The organism is Adlercreutzia sp. ZJ176 (assembly GCF_011038975.1).
GTDB lineage: Bacteria > Actinomycetota > Coriobacteriia > Coriobacteriales > Eggerthellaceae > CAAEEV01.
This window is the reverse complement of the sequence record NZ_JAAKEC010000009.1, coordinates 57,747-74,676: the sequence shown is the minus strand read 5'-3', so window position 1 is coordinate 74,676 and position 16,930 is coordinate 57,747. Positions and strand designations below refer to the sequence as shown.

General features: G+C 66.3%; 13 protein-coding genes. 8 read left to right on the top strand and 5 right to left on the bottom strand.

What is annotated here, in order from left to right; translation table 11 throughout:
* Positions 1-14 precede the first annotated feature (14 nt).
* The gene (locus G7Y50_RS06240; protein ID WP_165053264.1) at positions 15-1,238 is read right to left on the bottom strand and encodes an LL-diaminopimelate aminotransferase; all 1,224 of its coding nucleotides are present in this window, start codon (positions 1,236-1,238) and stop codon (positions 15-17) included.
* A 311-nt stretch (positions 1,239-1,549) separates the two neighbouring features.
* On the opposite strand from G7Y50_RS06240, the gene upp reads away from it, so the two are divergent.
* The 4 genes from upp (at position 1,550) to fdhF (ending at position 8,272) form a co-directional block, all read left to right on the top strand.
* Positions 1,550-2,179, top strand: a complete 630-nt coding sequence (gene upp / locus G7Y50_RS06235) for a uracil phosphoribosyltransferase (RefSeq protein WP_165053267.1) — start codon at positions 1,550-1,552, stop codon at positions 2,177-2,179.
* A gap of 5 nt (positions 2,180-2,184) precedes the next feature.
* Positions 2,185-3,468 carry a radical SAM protein gene (locus G7Y50_RS06230; protein WP_165053270.1) on the top strand — a complete coding sequence of 428 codons (1,284 nt, stop codon included), beginning with the start codon at positions 2,185-2,187 and terminating at the stop codon, positions 3,466-3,468.
* Positions 3,469-3,711: 243 nt separating this feature from the next.
* Complete coding sequence (locus tag G7Y50_RS06225) at positions 3,712-5,550, top strand: NAD(P)-binding protein (RefSeq protein ID WP_165053274.1); 1,839 nt, start codon at positions 3,712-3,714, stop codon at positions 5,548-5,550.
* 7 nt (positions 5,551-5,557) lie between these two features.
* Positions 5,558-8,272, top strand: coding sequence for a formate dehydrogenase subunit alpha (gene fdhF / locus G7Y50_RS06220; protein WP_165053372.1), 2,715 nt, complete (start codon positions 5,558-5,560; stop codon positions 8,270-8,272).
* A gap of 55 nt (positions 8,273-8,327) precedes the next feature.
* On the opposite strand, the gene G7Y50_RS12050 is transcribed toward fdhF, so the two are convergent.
* Entirely contained in the window at positions 8,328-9,188 is an 861-nt protein-coding gene (locus G7Y50_RS12050; RefSeq protein ID WP_241156463.1) for a 5-formyltetrahydrofolate cyclo-ligase, read from the bottom strand.
* A gap of 122 nt (positions 9,189-9,310) precedes the next feature.
* Between G7Y50_RS12050 and ettA the strand changes: the two genes are divergently transcribed.
* The 4 genes from ettA to G7Y50_RS12155 all read left to right on the top strand — a co-directional run bounded on the left by ettA (position 9,311) and on the right by G7Y50_RS12155 (position 14,999).
* Positions 9,311-10,990: an energy-dependent translational throttle protein EttA gene (gene ettA / locus G7Y50_RS06210; RefSeq protein WP_165053277.1), complete on the top strand. Its 1,680-nt coding sequence runs from the start codon at positions 9,311-9,313 to the stop codon at positions 10,988-10,990.
* Positions 10,991-11,384: 394 nt separating this feature from the next.
* On the top strand, positions 11,385-12,509 hold the full coding sequence (locus G7Y50_RS06205; RefSeq protein WP_165053280.1) for an AAA family ATPase: 1,125 nt from the start codon (positions 11,385-11,387) through the stop codon (positions 12,507-12,509).
* Positions 12,510-13,324: 815 nt separating this feature from the next.
* Entirely contained in the window at positions 13,325-13,780 is a 456-nt protein-coding gene (locus G7Y50_RS06200) for a hypothetical protein (RefSeq protein ID WP_165053283.1), read from the top strand.
* A gap of 256 nt (positions 13,781-14,036) precedes the next feature.
* Complete coding sequence (locus G7Y50_RS12155; RefSeq protein WP_165053285.1) at positions 14,037-14,999, top strand: ORF6N domain-containing protein; 963 nt, start codon at positions 14,037-14,039, stop codon at positions 14,997-14,999.
* Positions 15,000-15,083: 84 nt separating this feature from the next.
* On the opposite strand, the gene G7Y50_RS06190 is transcribed toward G7Y50_RS12155, so the two are convergent.
* The 3 genes from G7Y50_RS06190 to G7Y50_RS06180 all read right to left on the bottom strand — a co-directional run bounded on the left by G7Y50_RS06190 (position 15,084) and on the right by G7Y50_RS06180 (position 16,775).
* Positions 15,084-15,233, bottom strand: coding sequence for a hypothetical protein (locus G7Y50_RS06190; RefSeq protein ID WP_165053287.1), 150 nt, complete (start codon positions 15,231-15,233; stop codon positions 15,084-15,086).
* Positions 15,234-15,308: 75 nt separating this feature from the next.
* Entirely contained in the window at positions 15,309-16,016 is a 708-nt protein-coding gene (locus G7Y50_RS06185; protein ID WP_165056985.1) for a hypothetical protein, read from the bottom strand.
* A 60-nt stretch (positions 16,017-16,076) separates the two neighbouring features.
* The gene (locus tag G7Y50_RS06180) at positions 16,077-16,775 is read right to left on the bottom strand and encodes a hypothetical protein (RefSeq protein WP_165053292.1); all 699 of its coding nucleotides are present in this window, start codon (positions 16,773-16,775) and stop codon (positions 16,077-16,079) included.
* Positions 16,776-16,930 lie beyond the last annotated feature (155 nt).

Genomic DNA, 16,930 nt, shown 5'->3' with positions numbered 1-16,930 from the left:
GTTTGCGGCGCGCGTCAGGCGCTCAGCAGCTCCTTGATGCGCCGGACGGCCTCCTTCGTCGCCTCGGCGTCGCCGAAGGCGGTGAGGCGGACGTACCCCTCGCCGGCGGGGCCGAACCCGGCGCCGGGGGTGGTGATCACGTTCGCCTGCTCTAGAAGCAGGTTGAAGAAGTCCCACGACCCCATGTCCTCGGGCGTGCGGCACCACACGTACGGGCTGTTCACGGCCCCGTACACCTCAAGCCCGGCCGCGGAGAGGCCGTCTTTTATCACGCGGGCGTTCTCGCGGTAGTACGCGAGCGTCTCCTCAACCTGGCGCGCGCCGGCCTCGGTGTACACGGCGGCCGCGCCGCGTTGGATCACGTACGACGCGCCGTTGAACTTGGTGGTCTGGCGGCGGTTCCACAGGGCGTTGAGGCTCTGCCCGTCGCGCACGAGCGCCTTGGGCACCACGGTGTAGCCGCAGCGCGCGCCCGTGAAACCGGCGGTCTTCGAGAACGAGCGGAACTCGATGGCGCAGGTCTGGGAGCCCTCCACCTCGTAGATGGAGTGCGGGACGCCCTCCTCGGTGATGAAGCGCTCGTAGGCCGCGTCGAACATGATGAGGGCGTCGTGCTCGTTGGCGTAGTCGACCCAGGTCTTCAGCTGGCCGGCGTCAAGCACGGTGCCCGTGGGGTTGTTCGGCGAGCACAGGTAGATGACGTCGACGGGCTCGTCGGGGGTGGCGGGGCAGAAGCCGTTCTCGGCGGTGGTGGGCATGTACACGATGTCCGTCCAGCCCTGCGCCTCCTCGTCGTAGTCGCCCGCGCGGCCGGCCATGGCGTTGGTGTCCACGTAGACGGGGTACACCGGGTCGCACACGGCGATGCGGTTGCCTACCGCCAGGATGTCGCCGATGTTGCCGCAGTCGCTCTTCGCGCCGTCGGACACGAAGATCTCATCGTCGTCGATCATGATGCCGCGGGCGCGGAAGTCGTGCTCGGCGATGGCCTCGCGCAGAAAGCCGTAGCCCTGCTCGGGGCCGTAGCCGTGGAAGGTCTCGGGCGCGGCCAGGTCGTCGACGGCGGCGTGCATGGCCTCGATGACGGCGGGTGCGAGCGGGCGGGTGACGTCGCCGATGCCCATCTTGATGAGGTCGGCTTCGGGGTGCGCCTCTTGGTAGGCGGCGGTGCGGCGGGCAATCTCGGAGAAGAGGTAGCTTCCGGGAAGCTTGGCGTAGTTTTCGTTGACGTGGGCCACGGGCGTTCCTTTCGCGTGGGGCGCAGCCTTCAGGGCTGCGGGGGCGGGCTTTCGGGCGCGAGGCGCCCTGATTATGTCTCCGCCTCATTCTAGGGGCGAATTGTTTCGAAAGTGCTTCGGGAAGCGACGCGTTGCGAAGCAGCGCGCGCTGCCCGGGGTGCGCCGCCTCGGGCGGGCTGCTCCCGGCCGCGCGCCGCTGTGCCGCGCGCTGCCGCGCCGTCCCCCGCGCCAGGTGGCCAATTTCGCTTCGACGTTTATAATAGGAGGCTGCGCCCGCACGGGCCTGAGCCGACTACGAAGGATGCCGAGACATGAGTGAAGTGCACGTTCTTACCCACCCGCTGATCGCCGACAAGCTGACGCGCATGCGCCGCGAGGACACCTCCTCGCAGGACTTCCGCCAGCTTCTCAAGGAGATCTCGCTGCTCATGGGCTACGAGGTCACCCGCGACTTCGCCACCAAGCAGGTTGCGGTGAGGACGCCCGTCTGCGAGGGGACGTTCCCCGCGCTCGAGCACCGCTTCATCACCATCGCCCCCATCCTGCGCGCCGGCATCGGCATGGTGGACGGCCTGCTCGAGCTCATGCCGTTTGCGCACGTGGGGCACATCGGCATGTACCGCGACGAAAAGACGCACCAGCCGGTGGAGTACTACTACAAGATGCCCGAGAACGTGGAGAACTCGATCATCATCGTGGTCGACCCCATGCTGGCCACGGGCGGCAGCGCCGATGACGCCATCAGCAGCCTGAAGAGCCGCGGCTGCACCAACATCCGCCTGATGAACCTGGTGGCGGCGCCCGAGGGCATCCGCGCCGTGCAGCAGGCGCACCCCGACGTGGACATCTACGTGGCGGCGGTGGACGAGGGCCTGAACGAGCAGGCTTACATCGTCCCCGGCCTGGGGGATGCGGGCGACCGCATCTTCGGCACGAAGTAGGCGCCATGGGAAACGCTGCTTTGGACAAGGCACTCGCGGAGTACGCCGCCGTGGGCGAACGCTACGTGAAGGCGCTCGAGGAGAAGGGGCTCGTGTTCGCGGAGGCGGGCGCGGGCCAGGCGCGCTGCGCCGAGCTGCGCGCCGAGCTGGCCGCGCGCGGCGTGAAGGCGCGCAACGCCGGCGCCTCGCTGTCGGTGGGGCACCTGTCGCCCGCGTGCGTGGAGTGCACGGGCAACCGCGGGTCGGAGACGTTTTCCACCACGTTCCGGTGCCATCGCGACTGCTACTTCTGCTTCAACCGCAACCAGCCCGACTACGAGAAGTTCTTCCACGAGGGCTGCCCGTGGGAGGAGGGATTGAGCCGATCGGCCGCCGAGAACGACGCGCTCGCCTGCGTGGGCCTCACGGGCGGTGAGCCCCTGCTCGACCTGGACAACGCGCTGGCGCTCCTGCGCCGCGCCGGCGAGCTGTGGCCCGGCGCGCACAAGCGCATGTACACCTCGGGCGACCTGCTGACCGAAAAGAGCGCGGCGCTTTTGCGCGACGCAGGGCTCGACGAGATCCGCTTCAGCGTGAAGGACGACGACGCGCCCGAGCAGCAGGAGCGCGTGCTGGCCGCCATGGCGCTCGCCAAGCGCCACATCCCCTCGGTCATGGTGGAGATGCCCGTGATCCCCGGCGCGAAGGCCCACATGCAGGACCTGCTGCGCCGCTTCGAGGAGGTGGGCATCGACGGCATCAACCTGCTCGAGTTCTGCTTCCCGTTTGCCAACTGGGACGAGTTCGCGCGCCGCGGGCTCACGCTGAAGAACCCGCCGTTCGACGTGATGTACGACTACGGCTACTCGGGCGGGCTCGCCGTGGCAGGCTCCGAGGAGCTGATCTTGGAGCTCATGGTTTGGGCGCTTGACGAGGGGCTCGGCCTCGGCCTGCACTACTGCTCGCTCGACAACAAGCACCGCAGCGAGATGCGCCAGAAGAACGAGCGCGCCGCGCACGTTCACCCCTGCGTCGAGTTCGACGAGGGCGACTTCTTCCTGAAGACGGCGAAGGTGTTCGGGCCCGATGTGGACGTGGCGCGCCGCCTGCTCGAGGACGCGGGTTGTCGCGACTTCATGGAGGACGCCGAGGAGTGCTCGCTCGCGTTCCCGCCGCGCTTCGCGGGCGTGCTCGCGGGTGCCGTGCGCACGGACGGCGAGCCCCTGCGCGTGATGACGTGCTCGTTCGTGTACGAGTGCGAAGAGGGCGGCGGGTACCTGATCGACGTGGCGCTCAGCGACGCGCGGTAGCGTTCGCGGGCGCCTGGGAAAGCGGCGGCGCTGCGCATTTGGGGGAGCACTTGGGATGCGGGGACTCTCGTCGGCGCTGCGCGCGGTAGCGCTCGCGGGCGCCGTGTGCTCGTTCGCGGGCCGAAGTCGACCGAACTCCCCAAGCGCCGCGCGGATGAGGCGGGCGAGCGGCTAGAGTTACACGCATTTCAAGCAGTTCACGTACTTCACCGTGCAGGAAGCGAGATGAGATCGGAGGATCCCATGAGCGTCCTTTCCATTGAACCGCGTGCGGCTGACGACGCCCGCGTCGTCGCGCAGCTCGACCGATTCGCGCGGCGCATCGCGTCAACGCCTCCCGGCACCTGCCCCGTGGCGATGCAGGTGTCGCTGCTCGAGGCTGCCGCCGCCCAGACCTGCGGCAAGTGCGTTCCCTGCCGCGACGGCCTGCCGCAGCTCGCCGACCTTCTGCGCCGCGTGCGCGACGGCGAGGCCGGCCCCGCCGACCTCGACCAGGTGCGCGTCCTGGCGGCGCTCGCGCGCGACGCGTCCGACTGCGCCATCGGCTACGAGGCGGGGCAGGCGGTGCTCGACGGGCTCGACGCCTTCGCGGACGAGTATGCCAGCCACGTGGGCCAGGGTCGCTGCCAAGCCGGCGTGGGCCAGACGCTTCCCTGCGAGACCGACTGCCCGGCGCACGTGAACATCCCCGCCTACATCGCTCTGGTGGGCGAGGGGGACTACGAGGGCGCCGTGAACATGGTGCGCAAGGACAACCCGTTCCCGACAGCCTGCGCGTTCGTGTGCGAGCACCCCTGCGAGGCCCGCTGCCGCCGCGCGCTCATCGACGCGCCGCTCAACATCCGCGGCATCAAGAAGTTCGCCTGCGACCAGGCGCCCGCTGACCGCTGCGCCACGCCGCCGGCGCTGCCGCCGACGGGGCGGCGCATCGCGGTGGTGGGCGGCGGCCCCTCCGGGCTCACGTGCGCGTACTACGCGGCGCTCATGGGGCACGCGGTCGACGTGTTCGAGATGCACGCCCAGCTCGGCGGCATGATGCGCTACGGCATCCCCGCCTACCGCTTTCCGCGCGAGCGCCTCGACGAGGACGTCCGCGCCATCTTGGGCGCGGGGGACATAACCGTGCACACGGGCGCCTGCGTCGACGCCCGCGAGCTGCGGCGCCTGTCTGACGAGTACGACGCGGTGTACGTGTCGATCGGGGCGCACGCGGCCAAGCCGCTGCGCCTGGAGAACGTCGAGGCCGAGGGCGTCATGTCGGCCGTCGAGCTGCTTGGCGCCATCGGAGACGGCGAATGCCCCGACCTCTCGGGCAAGAAGGTGGTCGTCATCGGCGGCGGGAACGTGGCCATGGACTGCGCCCGCACCGTCGTGCGCGCCGGCGCCGAGGAGGTGTCGATCGCGTACCGCCGGAGGCTGGAGGACATGACCGCCCTGCGCGCTGAGGTCGAGAGCGCCGTCGCCGAGGGCGTGGAGATGATCACGCTCGAGTCGCCCGTGCGCGTCGAGGTGGACGAGCGGGGCCGCGTGAGCGCGCTTGTCACGCAGCCGCAGATGATCGGGCCCGTGCGCGGCGGCCGGCCGGCGCCGCTCGACGCTTGCAAGCCCGAACGGCGCATCGAGGCCGACGTCATCCTGCTCGCCGTGGGGCAGGACGTCGTGAGCGCGCCCTTCGAGGAGGCGGGCATGCGGGCTGACCGCGGCCGCCTCGTCGCCGACGCCGCGCTGGCGGCGCCCGGCTTCGACAACGTGTTCGTCGGCGGTGACTGCCAGAGCGGCCCCGCCACCGTCATCCGCGCCATCGCCGCCGGCAAGGTGGCTGCGCGCAACATCGACGAGCATTTGGGGTACCACCACACGCTCGACTGCGGCGTGAGCGCTCCTGCGGCGCGCGCGAACGACCGCACGCCCACCGGCCGCGTCAACGTCGCCGAGCGCCCCGCGCGCGAGCGGAGGGGCGACTTCGAGGCCGTCGAGGTCGAGATGACGCTTGAGGAAGCCCAGCAGGAATGCGCGCGCTGCCTGCGCTGCGACCACTTCGGCTGCGGCTCGATGGATGAGGGGAGGATCCAGTATGTCTGAGGTCGCCATGATCACGCTCACCGTAGACGGCTCGCCTGTCAGCGTGCCGGCAGGCACCACCATCCTGGCCGCCGCGCGCAAGGCGGGCGTGCGCATTCCCACGCTGTGCTTCCTGAAGGGCGTGAACGACATCGGCTCGTGCCGCGTGTGCTCGGTCGAGGTGGCGGGCCGCCCCGGGCTCGTCACGGCTTGCAACACGCCCGTCGAGCAGGGCATGCAGGTTGAGACCGGCACGCAGCGCGTCATCGACGCGCGCAAGGCCGCGCTCGGGCTCACCTTGTCCGCCCACGGCCTGAACTCCACGAACTTCTGCTTCTCGTGCGCGCGCAACGGCTCGTGCGAGCTGCAGGACGTGTGCCGCGAGGTGGGCGTCACCGAGCCTCTGTTCCCTGCCGAGCCGCGTCGCAAGCCCGTGCTCGACAGCAACCCCTTCCTCGCCTACGACCCGAACCTCTGCATCCTCTGCCAGCGCTGCGTGGGCGCGTGCAACAGCTTCGCGCGCAACCACACGCTCAAGGCGGCGAAGCGGGGGCCGCGCACCACCATCGAGGCGCCGTTCGGCCCCGACTGGAAGACGACGAGCTGCGAGAGCTGCGGGTGCTGCGCGGCGGCGTGCCCCACCGGCGCGCTCACGTTGAAACGCCGCCGGGAGTACCGCAGCTGGGAGGTGAGCAAGACGCTCACCACCTGCCCGCACTGTGCGGTGGGCTGCCAGTTCAACCTGGTCGTGCGCGACGGGCGCATCGTCGACACCGAGCCTGCCTTCGGCCCCGCCAACCGCGGCCGTTTGTGCGTGAAGGGCCGCTCGGGCAGCTTCGACTTCGTGCAGTCGCCTGAGCGCCTGACCACGCCGCTCGTCAGGAACAGCGCGACCGGCCAGCTCGAGCCCGCTGCGTGGGACGAGGCGCTTGACCTGGTGGCGCGCCGCTTCAGCGAGATCAAGCGCGACTTCGGCCCGGACGCCCTGGCGGCCTTCGCCTGCAGCCGCTCCACCAACGAGGACGTCTACATGCTCCAGAAGATGGCGCGCTGCGCCTTCGGCACGAACAACGTGGACAACTGCGCCCGCGTGTGCCACGGGCCTTCCGTGGCGGGCCTGGCCACCACGCTCGGGTCGGGCGCGATGACCAACCCCATCGCCGATATCACCTCGCCTGACGTGGAGGTCATCATGCTGGTGGGGTCGAACCCCGAGGAAGCGCACCCCGTGGCGGGCATGCAGATCCGCGCCGCCGTGGAGCGCGGCGCCAAGCTCATCGTGGTGGACCCGCGCGACATCGGGCTGGCGGCGCAGGCTGACCTGCACTTGAAGCTGCGCCCCGGCACCAACGTGGCGTTCGCGAACGGCATGTGCCACGTGATGATCGAGGAGGGCCTCGTCGACCGGGAGTTCATCGAGAGCCGCACCGAGGGCTTCGAGGAGTTCGCGGCCATGGTGGCCGACTGCACGCCCGAGCGCGTGGCCGAGATCTGCCGCATCAGCGCCGACGACCTGCGCGCCGCCGCGCGCCTCTACGCCACCGCGCGCCAGGCGCCCATCATCTACTGCCTGGGCGTGACCGAGCACTCCACCGGCACCGAGGGCGTCATGTCCATGAGCAACATGGCCATGACCTGCGGGAAGCTGGGCCGACCCGGCTGCGGCGTCAACCCGTTGCGCGGCCAGAACAACGTGCAGGGCGCGTGCGACATGGGCGCCACGCCAGCTGACCTCCCGGGCTACCAGAAGGTGGCCAACCCCGAGGTGCGCGCGAAGTTCGAGGCGGCCTGGGGCGTTGAGATCAAGCCCGAGCCGGGCCTGTTCGCCACGCAGGTGTTCCACGCGGCCGTCGAGGGCACGGTGCGCGGGCTGTTCATCTTCGGCGAGGACCAGGTGCGCACCGATCCCGACATCAGCCACGTCATCCGCGGCATCGAGGCGCTCGACTTCCTGGTGGTGGACGACCTGTTCCTCACCGAGACGGCCGCCTACGCCGACGTGGTGCTGCCGGGCATCAGCTACGCGGAGAAGGAGGGCACGTTCACCAACACCGAGCGGCGTGTGCAGCGCGTGCGCCGCGCCGTGGCCTCGTCGGGGGATGCGCGGCCCGACACGTGGATCTTCTCGGAGATCATGCGGCGCATGGGCTACGCGCAGCCCGACCTCACGCCGGCCGAGATCATGGACGAGATCGCCTCGCTCACCCCGAGCTTCGCCGGCATCAGCCACGCGCGCCTCGACGGCCCCGAGGTGGCGGGGCGCGGCCTGCAGTGGCCCTGCACCGGGCCCGACCATCCCGGCACGCCCATCATGCACGTGGGGAGGTTCACGCGCGGGCTGGGGGCGTTCTCCACGGCGGCCTACAAGCCCGCAGCCGAGCTGCCGGACGCGGAGTACCCGCTCATGCTCACCACCGGGCGCATCTTGTACCACTACAACGCCTGCGCCATGACGGGCCGCACCGACGGGCTCAACGAGATCGTCAGCTCGTCGTTCGTCGAGGTGAACGCTGCCGACGCCGCCTCCTTGGGCGTCGATGACGGCGGCCGCGTGCGCCTGGAGAGCCGCCGCGGGTCTATTATGACCACGGCCCGCGTGTCGGACAAGACGAACCCGGGCGAGGTGTGGATGCCCTTCCACTTCCAGGACGGCAACGCCAACTGGCTCACCATCGACAGCCTCGACACCATCTGCGCGTGCCCCGAGTACAAGGTGTGCGCCGTGCGGCTCTCGAAGGAGTAGGGAAGCGAAAAGGCCCCGCGCGACGTCGTGCGGGGCCTTTTCGCGCAAGGGCAGGTCAGGCGGTTTCGCCTTCTTCTGTGAGCACGATGTCGACGGGCCTGTCGTGGGCGTCGAGCGCGTCTTGCGCGCGCAGGCTGGAAAGCAGGGACGCCTCGCGGCACAGCCCGACCGACGTGCCGGGGAAGGCGGCGAGGAAGGCGTCGTAGAAGCCGCCGCCGTAGCCGATGCGGAAGCCCTGCGCGTCGAAGGCGAGCCCGGGCACGAGCGCGAGGGCACGCGGGCTGCGAGTGCTTGCGGGTGCAGGCGCGGTGGTGCTGGCGGCGTCGGCGGCACCTGCGGCGGCACCAGTTCCGGCGACACCGGCATCGTCGGTCGCGGGCGTGTCCGTGGGCGCCAGCGTGCCGGGGTCGACGAGCGTGGCGGGGTCGTCGGGCGGCTCCTCCACGCCGAACGCGCTGCGCTCAAGTGCGCCGAGGCTGGTCACGCGATGCCAGCGCATGAGGCGCGTGCCCGACACGCAGCGCGGCAGCGCCACCGCCTTGCCCTCCGCCCATGCGCGCTCGATGATCGCGCGCGTGTCAACCTCGGATCCGAACGACAGGTACGAAAGCACCACGTCTGCGCGCCGCCATGCGTCCAGCTCGAACAGCTGCGCGGCGATGCGCGCGTCGGCCGCCGCGCGCTCATCGGGCGACAGGGCCGCCCGCGCGTTCTTGAGCCGCGCGCGCAACGCGCGCTTGGCCGCCTCGACGTTCCCGCAGCTGACGCCCCCGCAGCTGGCGCCCTCGCGTCCTGCGCGCACGCGGCCTGCACTCTCGCGGCCGACGCCCTCGCAGCTGTCGTTCCCGCGCTCGACGCCCCCGCGGCTGACGCCCCCGCAGCCGACGCCCCCGCCGTTGTCGCTCCCGCTTCGCATGGGCCCCCTTCCGGACGTGCTCTTTCCGCAAACGAAGCGGCAAACGCCGCATCGTGATTGGAATGTGCGTTGAGGCAAATTATAATTTCAGAAATCGTCTCTTATCGCAAAGGAGTTTCGGCGTGGCTGAATTCGTTTACCAGATGTACAAGGCGCGCAAGGCGCATGGCGACAAGGTCATCCTCGACGACGTGTCGCTGTCGTTCTTCCCGGGCGCGAAGATCGGCGTGGTGGGCCCCAACGGCATGGGCAAGTCCACGCTGCTCAAGGTGATGGCGGGCCTCGAGGAGGTCACGGCGGGCGACGCGCGCCTCACGCCGGGCTACACCGTGGGCATCCTGCAGCAGGAGCCGCCGCTCGAGGAGGACAAGACGGTCATCGAGAACGTGCGGATGGCGTTCGCCGACGTGCTGGCGAAGGTGGAGCGCTTCAACCAGGTGAGCGCCGAGATGGGTGACCCCGATGCCGACTTCGACGCGCTCATGGACGAGATGGGGCGCCTCCAGGACGAGATCGACGCCGCCAACGGGTGGGATCTGGACAGCCAGCTCTCCCAGGCCATGGACGCGCTGCAGTGCCCCGACTCCGACATGCCCGTGAGCGTGCTCTCAGGCGGCGAGCGGCGCCGCGTGGCGCTGTGCCGCCTTCTGCTCGAGGCGCCTGACCTGCTGCTCCTCGACGAGCCGACGAACCACCTCGACGCCGAGAGCGTGCTGTGGCTCGAGCAGTTCCTGAAGAGCTACCCCGGCGCGGTGCTCGCCGTCACGCACGACCGCTACTTCCTGGACAACGTGGCCGAGTGGATCTGCGAGGTGGACCGCGGCCAGCTGTTCCCGTACAAGGGCAACTACTCCACCTACCTGGAGACGAAGGCGGCGCGCATCGCCGCGCAGGGCCAGCAGCAGGCCAAGCTCGCCCGCCGCATGGAGCGCGAGCTCGAGTGGGTGCGCTCGTCCCCGAAGGCGCGCCAGGCGAAGAGCAAGGCGCGCTTGGAGCGCTACGAGCAGATGGTGGCCGAGGCCGCGGCGGCGAAGAAGCTCGACTTCACCGACATCCGCATCCCGGTGGGCCCGCGCCTGGGCTCGAAGGTGCTCGCGGCCGAGCACCTGCACAAGGAGTTCGACGGGCGCGTGCTCATCGACGATTTGTCCTTCGAGCTGCCGCGAAACGGCATCGTGGGCGTGATCGGCCCGAACGGCGTGGGCAAGACCACGCTGTTCAAGGCCATCGTGGGGCTTGAGCCGCTCGACGGCGGCACGCTCACGCTCGGCGAGACGGTGAAGATCTCCTACGTCGACCAGGGCCGCGCGGGCATCGACCCCGACACCCGGCTCTGGGAGGTGGTGAGCGGCGGCACCGACTACATGGTGGTGGGCGACACCGAGATCCCGAGCCGCGCCTACGTGGCGGCGTTCGGCTTCAAGGGCTCCGACCAGCAGAAGCCCGCGGGCGTGCTGTCGGGCGGCGAGCGCAACCGCCTGAACCTGGCGCTCACGCTGAAGGAGGGCGGCAACCTGCTGCTGCTCGACGAGCCCACCAACGACCTCGACGTGGAGACGCTCTCCTCGCTCGAGGCGGCGCTTCTGGACTTCCCGGGCTGCTCGGTGGTGGTGAGCCACGACCGCATGTTCCTCGACCGCATCGCCACGCACATCCTGGCGTGGGAGGGCACCGACGAGAACCCCGGCAACTGGCACTGGTTCGAGGGCAACTTCGAGGCGTACCAGGCCGACCGCGAGGCGCGCCTCGGCAAGGAGGCTGCCAAGCCCCATCGCCTGCACCGCAAGCTGACGCGCGACTAGCCGAAGCACAGGGCGTGCGGAGGCGCGGGGCGTCTGGGGAAGCGCGGGGGCGCCCGCGGAGGCGCGGGGCGCCCGGGAAAAGCCGAAGAAGAGTCGAAAGAGGCGGGGCCGCAGCTTAATACAAGCTGCGGCCCCGCCTTTCGCTTGTATCTTGCATGAACGCTGACCAAAACGCTGGTGGTGGCTGTGTCAAAAATGAACCCGAGTATTTTTGACACGGCTAAACACCTCGACTCTTCCGCCCAAAGCGCCAAAGGATGCTAAAGAAACTAAAGGAAGCTAAAAGTTCTAAAGGACGCTAAAACTTGTAAAACCCGCTAAAAGCTGTAAAAATGGCTAAAGCGCGTAAAGGGCACGGAGCAGTTGCGAAAAGCGCACGAGGAAGGTGATGGCAATGCCTCAAGCTCAAAGGGAGAACCCCAACCAGCCTGCCAATCCCTTCACGCCCGTCTTCGGCAAGGTCCCCTCCTATCTGGCGGGGCGCGAGCTCATCATCAGCGACATGGTCTGCGCCTTTGAGGTGGGCGAAGGCGATCCGAACCTCTCATCGATCTTCGTTGGAGCGCGTGGAACGGGGAAGACTGCGCTGCTTTCCCGCCTCGCCACCGAGGCTTCGTCAAGGGGCTGGGTGGCGGTGAGCGTGACGGCTGTTCCGGGAATGCTCGATGACATCGTGCAGCGTGCGACCGAGCAAGCTGCCCACTTGCTCGAGGCGGCTCCGAAGAGGAAGGCTACCGGCATCGGCGTGGGCGGGCTCGTGAGCATCAGCTGGGAGAACGTTGCCGATCCGTCGCTGAATTGGCGATCGAAGATGAACCTGCTGCTCGATCAGCTCGCTCAGACGGATACGGGACTTCTGATAACCGTCGATGAGGTCAACCCCCATCTTGACGATATGGTCCAGCTTGCGACCACGTACCAGCACTTCGTCCGCGAAGGCAGGAAGGTGGCGCTTCTCATGGCCGGACTGCCCTACAACGTGTCGGTGCTCCTCTCGGGCGAGTCCACCTCGTTCCTCAGGCGTGCGTTCCGGCATGACCTCGGGTCCATTCCCGCCCATGACATTGAGGAAGCGTTTGTGGTGACGATCGAGGGCGCGGGGAAGGCCATCGGGCAGGCGGCCCTTTCCCGGGCCGTCGAGGCGACGGGCGGGTTCCCATTCATGTACCAGCTGGTGGGGTATCGCATGTGGAGCGCGTCGCGCGGCGAGGACGTCATCACCGAGAAGAGCGTCGAAGCTGGCGTGAGGCTCGCCCAGGGCGAGCTGCGGCGGCAGGTTTTCGACGCGACGTTCAACGAGCTGTCCGACGGCGACGTGGACTTCCTGCGTGCCATGCTCGCCGACGAGGGGGAGACCGACTCGTCGGCTCTAGTCGACCGCCTCGGCAAGTCGAGCGGGCACGTCTCGACGTACAAGAAGCGCCTCTTGGAGGACGGCATCATAGAAAAGGGCCTCAGGGGCAAGCTGCGCTTCAGCCTTCCCGGCTTCAGGGAGTACCTCAAGGAAGTCATCGAGTAAAGCGCAAGCCGCTCGCGAGGTACCTGAAACCTCGTTTCGGCTAGCCCACCCATTAACTGCTCCAATCACGGAGAATAGTAAAGAACCTGATCGACTTTCGCGGACAGACGCTTCACGATGTCATCACGCAATTGGAACCCGGGCTGTTCTTCCCAAACGGTCTGGATAAGAGATAACCTCAAGCAGAACAGTACAAAGATGATCCTGCAGTTGCTGAAGAGGTTTGCTAAGGCGGCCGCAAGCATTGAAATAGAAGATGCTCCTCAGAACTCAAATGACTCATTGAGCCCCGGCGACTTGAATCAGCGGTCGTCCCGGGGCTAAGTGCTTTGCGTTTTACTATATCCGCATGATTCGCGCTATGCGATACACCAATCATCACCGAATTTGCACCTCAACAGAAGGCGGTCTCTAGGGGCTGTTTTGCTGAGTGCAGGATGAGTGCATATTGAGCGAAATGATCATATTGTCGGAAGATGCGCGAGTACTGTTTTGCTGATTTGCTCTAAATCCAAGTGTGAGCTCACATTATCGTGATGAACTGTTTCGAGCTTCGATTTCATGGATCTGATAAGAGCAGATTAGCCATAAGAGATGCCCTCCCAGTAACAGCCAAGAGGGCATTTTCGAAAACAACTGTTCAATTGGTATGGAAGCAACTACGAGTCTCTCTAGCGTATCAAAGGATGTATAATGCCCCACAAATCAAAGCTCCCTTCTAATTGCTGACAGTGAAAGGGGCTGGAATCCGCACGTTCCGTTATTCCTGGGCACGAGAGGAAGCTGATCCACCTCATCCCGAAGGAGCGTCCGCTATGAGCCTCAAAAAGTTGAGCTGCTGCATAGCAGCAGGACTGGGTCTTCTGGCAGTGGTTGTGCTTGCCGTGCTTTCGATTGGGGTCGCTGCTGAACTGGAGGACATGCGCCAAGGAGTCCTCGAAGGCTTCGAGCTTGAAGGCACGTATCTGGAGCCTGGGCAAAACAGCGGGCGGTCTTTGAGCTTCGTAGAAGACCAGGGGGATCAGGAACGGCTGTCATGGCAGGCTCGGGACGAAGCCGGAGCCCGCGCTTCCGGTCATGTCGAGAAGACCCCGGACCCGAACCTCTATGTCTTGATCGACTCGGACGGCAACGAGGTCGGCTGGGTGCATCTTGCGTACTCGAACGGCAAAGCCGAGGGAACCCTGTTCGTCAAGTACGGCACGCGCGACATAGCCGAGCTGAGCAAGTACAGCCGAAACCCCATGATCGAAGAGCGCCCTGCCGAGTAACGCCGCCTGATCCGGCCTGCTGAACGCGAGGACTTTTGCGCTTGAGCGCTTGCGCGCAATGTCGGTGCAGACGGCCTCATGACTTGCCCGCTCTCGCTTGTCTCGCCCTGATGCGCGGGCTTCTCGGCGCCGTGCGGGCCAAGGCCCACCAGGCGATAGCGGCTGAATGGAGGCTGGCGGGGAAGGCTCTCCCGCACAAGCGCCTTCCCGCTTGGTATAATCCGCCTCACCAGACAAAGAGCGAAGGGCGGAAGCTATGGCAAGCGAAGAGAAGGGCCCGTCCGCCGAGCCCGTGGAGGCGGAAGAAGACACGTCGGCCGCGATCGTCCCCGTGAGCGGGTCGGCCATACGCGACCTCATATATACGATACGCGGTACTCAGGTCATGCTGGACAGCGATCTCGCGACGCTCTATCAGGTTGAAACCAAGCGCATCAATGAGGCAGTGCGCAGGAACAGGACGCGGTTTCCGGAAGAATTCTGCTTCAGGGTAACCAAGGCGGAAGAGAATGACCTAAGGTCGCAAATTGCGACCTTACGCCCTGATCTGGGAAAACAGGATTCGTGGTGGCGTTACCCGCCGCAGGCGTTCACCGAGCAAGGCGTTGCGATGCTGTCGGCAGTGCTCCGCAGCCAGGTCGCCATCGACGTGAGCGTTCAGATCATGAAGTCCTTCGTCGAGATGCGCCACTTCATCGCCGGCAACGCCGCCATGTTCGAGCAGGTGCGAGGCGTGGAGCTGAAGCTGCTCGAGTACCAGAGGACGACCGACGAGCGCTTCGAGCGGGTGTTCGACTACATGGGCACGCACGAGGCACCACGACAGAAGGTGTTCTTCGACGGCCAGGTCTGGGACGCCTTCGAGCTTTTGGTGTCGCTCGTGCGACGCGCCGAGCGCAGCATCGTGCTGGTCGACGGCTACGTGGACGCGGGCACGCTCAACATCCTGGCCAAGAAGCAAGACGGCGTGAACGTCACCGTGTGGACCCACCCGCGCACAAACCTCACCCAGCGCGATGTCGCGACCTTCAACGCGCAGTACCCGCGGCTCGCGGTCGAGCACACAACCGCCTTCCACGACCGATTCCTCATCCTAGACGGCGTTGAGTGCTACCTCGTCGGCGCCTCCCTCAAAGACGCCGGGAAGAAGAGCTTCGCCATCACACGCATCGAGGACGAGGAGTCCGTGCGCGCCATCCTCGCGCGCCTCGAGAGGTAGGGTCCTCGTCCGCGGGGGCCTTTTCCGCATTCGGACGTCGCTCATCCCTAATGATCAAAGGGGTGCCCTTCACGTCTCCGCGATCTAGGAAAGTCCGACAATGCCGCGCTCGATCGCCTGCGCGCCGCCCGCGATCTCCGGCATCGGCCACCTGTTGACCTTGGCAGATTTCGCCTTGTCGGAAGGCAGGTGATCCGCCACCAGGATGTCGACGACGAGCGCGCCGCGGGTCATGCGGTGGAAGGCGGCGCCGCGCAGCCCGAGCTCTATGACGACGTCCCACGGCCTCGTCAGCTTCGAGACCTCAGCTCAGCGCATTCCATCCAGAAGCCCTTCCAGGTAGTCGAGCCCGCACCTCCGCTCGCGCGCGTCCGCCGACATCGCGAGGTCCGCGGCGACGACGGGCTCGGGCATCTCGGCGGCGTCCGCCAGGGAACCCGGCAGGCCCTTCGCGAACCTCACCGTGCACGGCCCCGAGGCGTCCTCCACGAGGAAGAGGCCCCGCTCGACCTCCTCCGGCGTCCTTCCGAGCGCGTATCCGTCGAGGACGGGCGCCGTCGACGCGAGCCCCAGGCGGGAGGCGAAGGGGGAGGCCATCCCCGAGGCGACGAGCGCCTCCCTCACGTCGTCTTCGAACGACGGCGAGACGAGGTACCTCCTCGCCTCCATCCTGTTGCGGGCGAGCCAGACGAGCTCCTCCGCGCCGATCTCCCTGAGCTTCAAAAAGAGGCGCCTCCTCTTGTGGTACTCGAGCCACGAGGCGTCGTCGCCGCCGAGCGCCAGCAGCGCGGCCCAGGCGGTCTGCGGGCTCCACGGCCTCCCCCTGAACGGGGAGAGCGCTCCGTGGGCGTGCACGCTGCCGGGGTCGACGACGAGGTTGCCGGAGTCCGTCTTCCGGGCGCGGAGGGCGCCGGCGCGCACGAGCCTCGCGACCTCGTGTCTCCCGACGCCGAGGAGCCGCGCCGCCTGCGAGGCGGTGTAGCCGGACGATATGTCGCATCTGCCTTCCATTTGCATATATAGTACCGCATGTTAATATATATGGAAAGTGGGGCAGTGGGACACACTCCGTTGCTCTCATTGCTTACCTGTTGATATGCTCGTGCTTTTCGAGTCTACGCGCACTGCACTGCCAATCATGTCCGGCTCATCGTCTGAAGGAGGAAAGCTATCGGTAATCAAACCGCGTTGTGTAAGGTAATCGAGCATGGTTTCGATTACGTCATCTTCGTTTTTCCAGGCCCCGATGCTTCTGTAGTCAATTCCGGAAGATAGGTGGCTGGATTGGAAGTACTTTCTCAAGACACGTGTTATCGCTCGGTCGAGCTCGCCTGCAAGGTTCATGCGTTCTTTTCGACTGAGGCGATTGAATTCGCTTTTGGAAACGTCGTGCATGAGAAGGATATTCATAAGATACTGGTAAGTTCCTAGAGCTTCCTGCTCTGCATAGGAATAAGGGAAATGCGCTGGGTTGAGATAGGTTGTCTTCCAGTGCTCCCTTACACCTTCTTCTTCCATGATGGGAAACGTGAGCGTCTTAGCAAAATCACCTCCCGCCAAGAAATCAGGATGGACGTTAAGCTCTTTGGCTATACCATCGAGCAGGTCATCGTCCATGCATCCTGCTCGGAGACATCGCTTGAGTGTGCTTCTGCTTCTACCTTTAATACCTTCATCCCCAAGTTTGTTGACGCTTGTACCACAGCGCTTCACAACGTCTATAAACCAATTCCTGTCGATTTCTCTTTTCCCGAAGAACTTGCTTTTCTCGCTCATCTGCTGCTCCTTGTTTACCGGTGTCAAATACGACAGATTTGGCCGTATCTGTCACGCCCTTCGTTTTGTATAATATCACCGAATTCTAAGTGGTGTCATAAGATGACACCACTTAGAGCGAGAAGAGTGACATCTTTAGAGGAAAGCCATGAGGT

Coding starts and splice junctions, on each gene's coding strand:
- G7Y50_RS12155 (WP_165053285.1), top strand. CDS start 14,037: ATGGCAAGCGAAGAGAAGGGCCCGTCCGCCGAGCCCGTGGAGGCGGAA.
- upp (WP_165053267.1), top strand. CDS start 1,550: ATGAGTGAAGTGCACGTTCTTACCCACCCGCTGATCGCCGACAAGCTG.
- G7Y50_RS06190 (WP_165053287.1), bottom strand. CDS start 15,233: ATGACCCGCGGCGCGCTCGTCGTCGACATCCTGGTGGCGGATCACCTG.
- G7Y50_RS06180 (WP_165053292.1), bottom strand. CDS start 16,775: ATGAGCGAGAAAAGCAAGTTCTTCGGGAAAAGAGAAATCGACAGGAAT.
- G7Y50_RS06225 (WP_165053274.1), top strand. CDS start 3,712: ATGAGCGTCCTTTCCATTGAACCGCGTGCGGCTGACGACGCCCGCGTC.
- G7Y50_RS06230 (WP_165053270.1), top strand. CDS start 2,185: ATGGGAAACGCTGCTTTGGACAAGGCACTCGCGGAGTACGCCGCCGTG.
- fdhF (WP_165053372.1), top strand. CDS start 5,558: ATGATCACGCTCACCGTAGACGGCTCGCCTGTCAGCGTGCCGGCAGGC.
- G7Y50_RS06185 (WP_165056985.1), bottom strand. CDS start 16,016: ATGCAAATGGAAGGCAGATGCGACATATCGTCCGGCTACACCGCCTCG.
- G7Y50_RS06205 (WP_165053280.1), top strand. CDS start 11,385: ATGCCTCAAGCTCAAAGGGAGAACCCCAACCAGCCTGCCAATCCCTTC.
- G7Y50_RS12050 (WP_241156463.1), bottom strand. CDS start 9,188: ATGCGAAGCGGGAGCGACAACGGCGGGGGCGTCGGCTGCGGGGGCGTC.
- G7Y50_RS06200 (WP_165053283.1), top strand. CDS start 13,325: ATGAGCCTCAAAAAGTTGAGCTGCTGCATAGCAGCAGGACTGGGTCTT.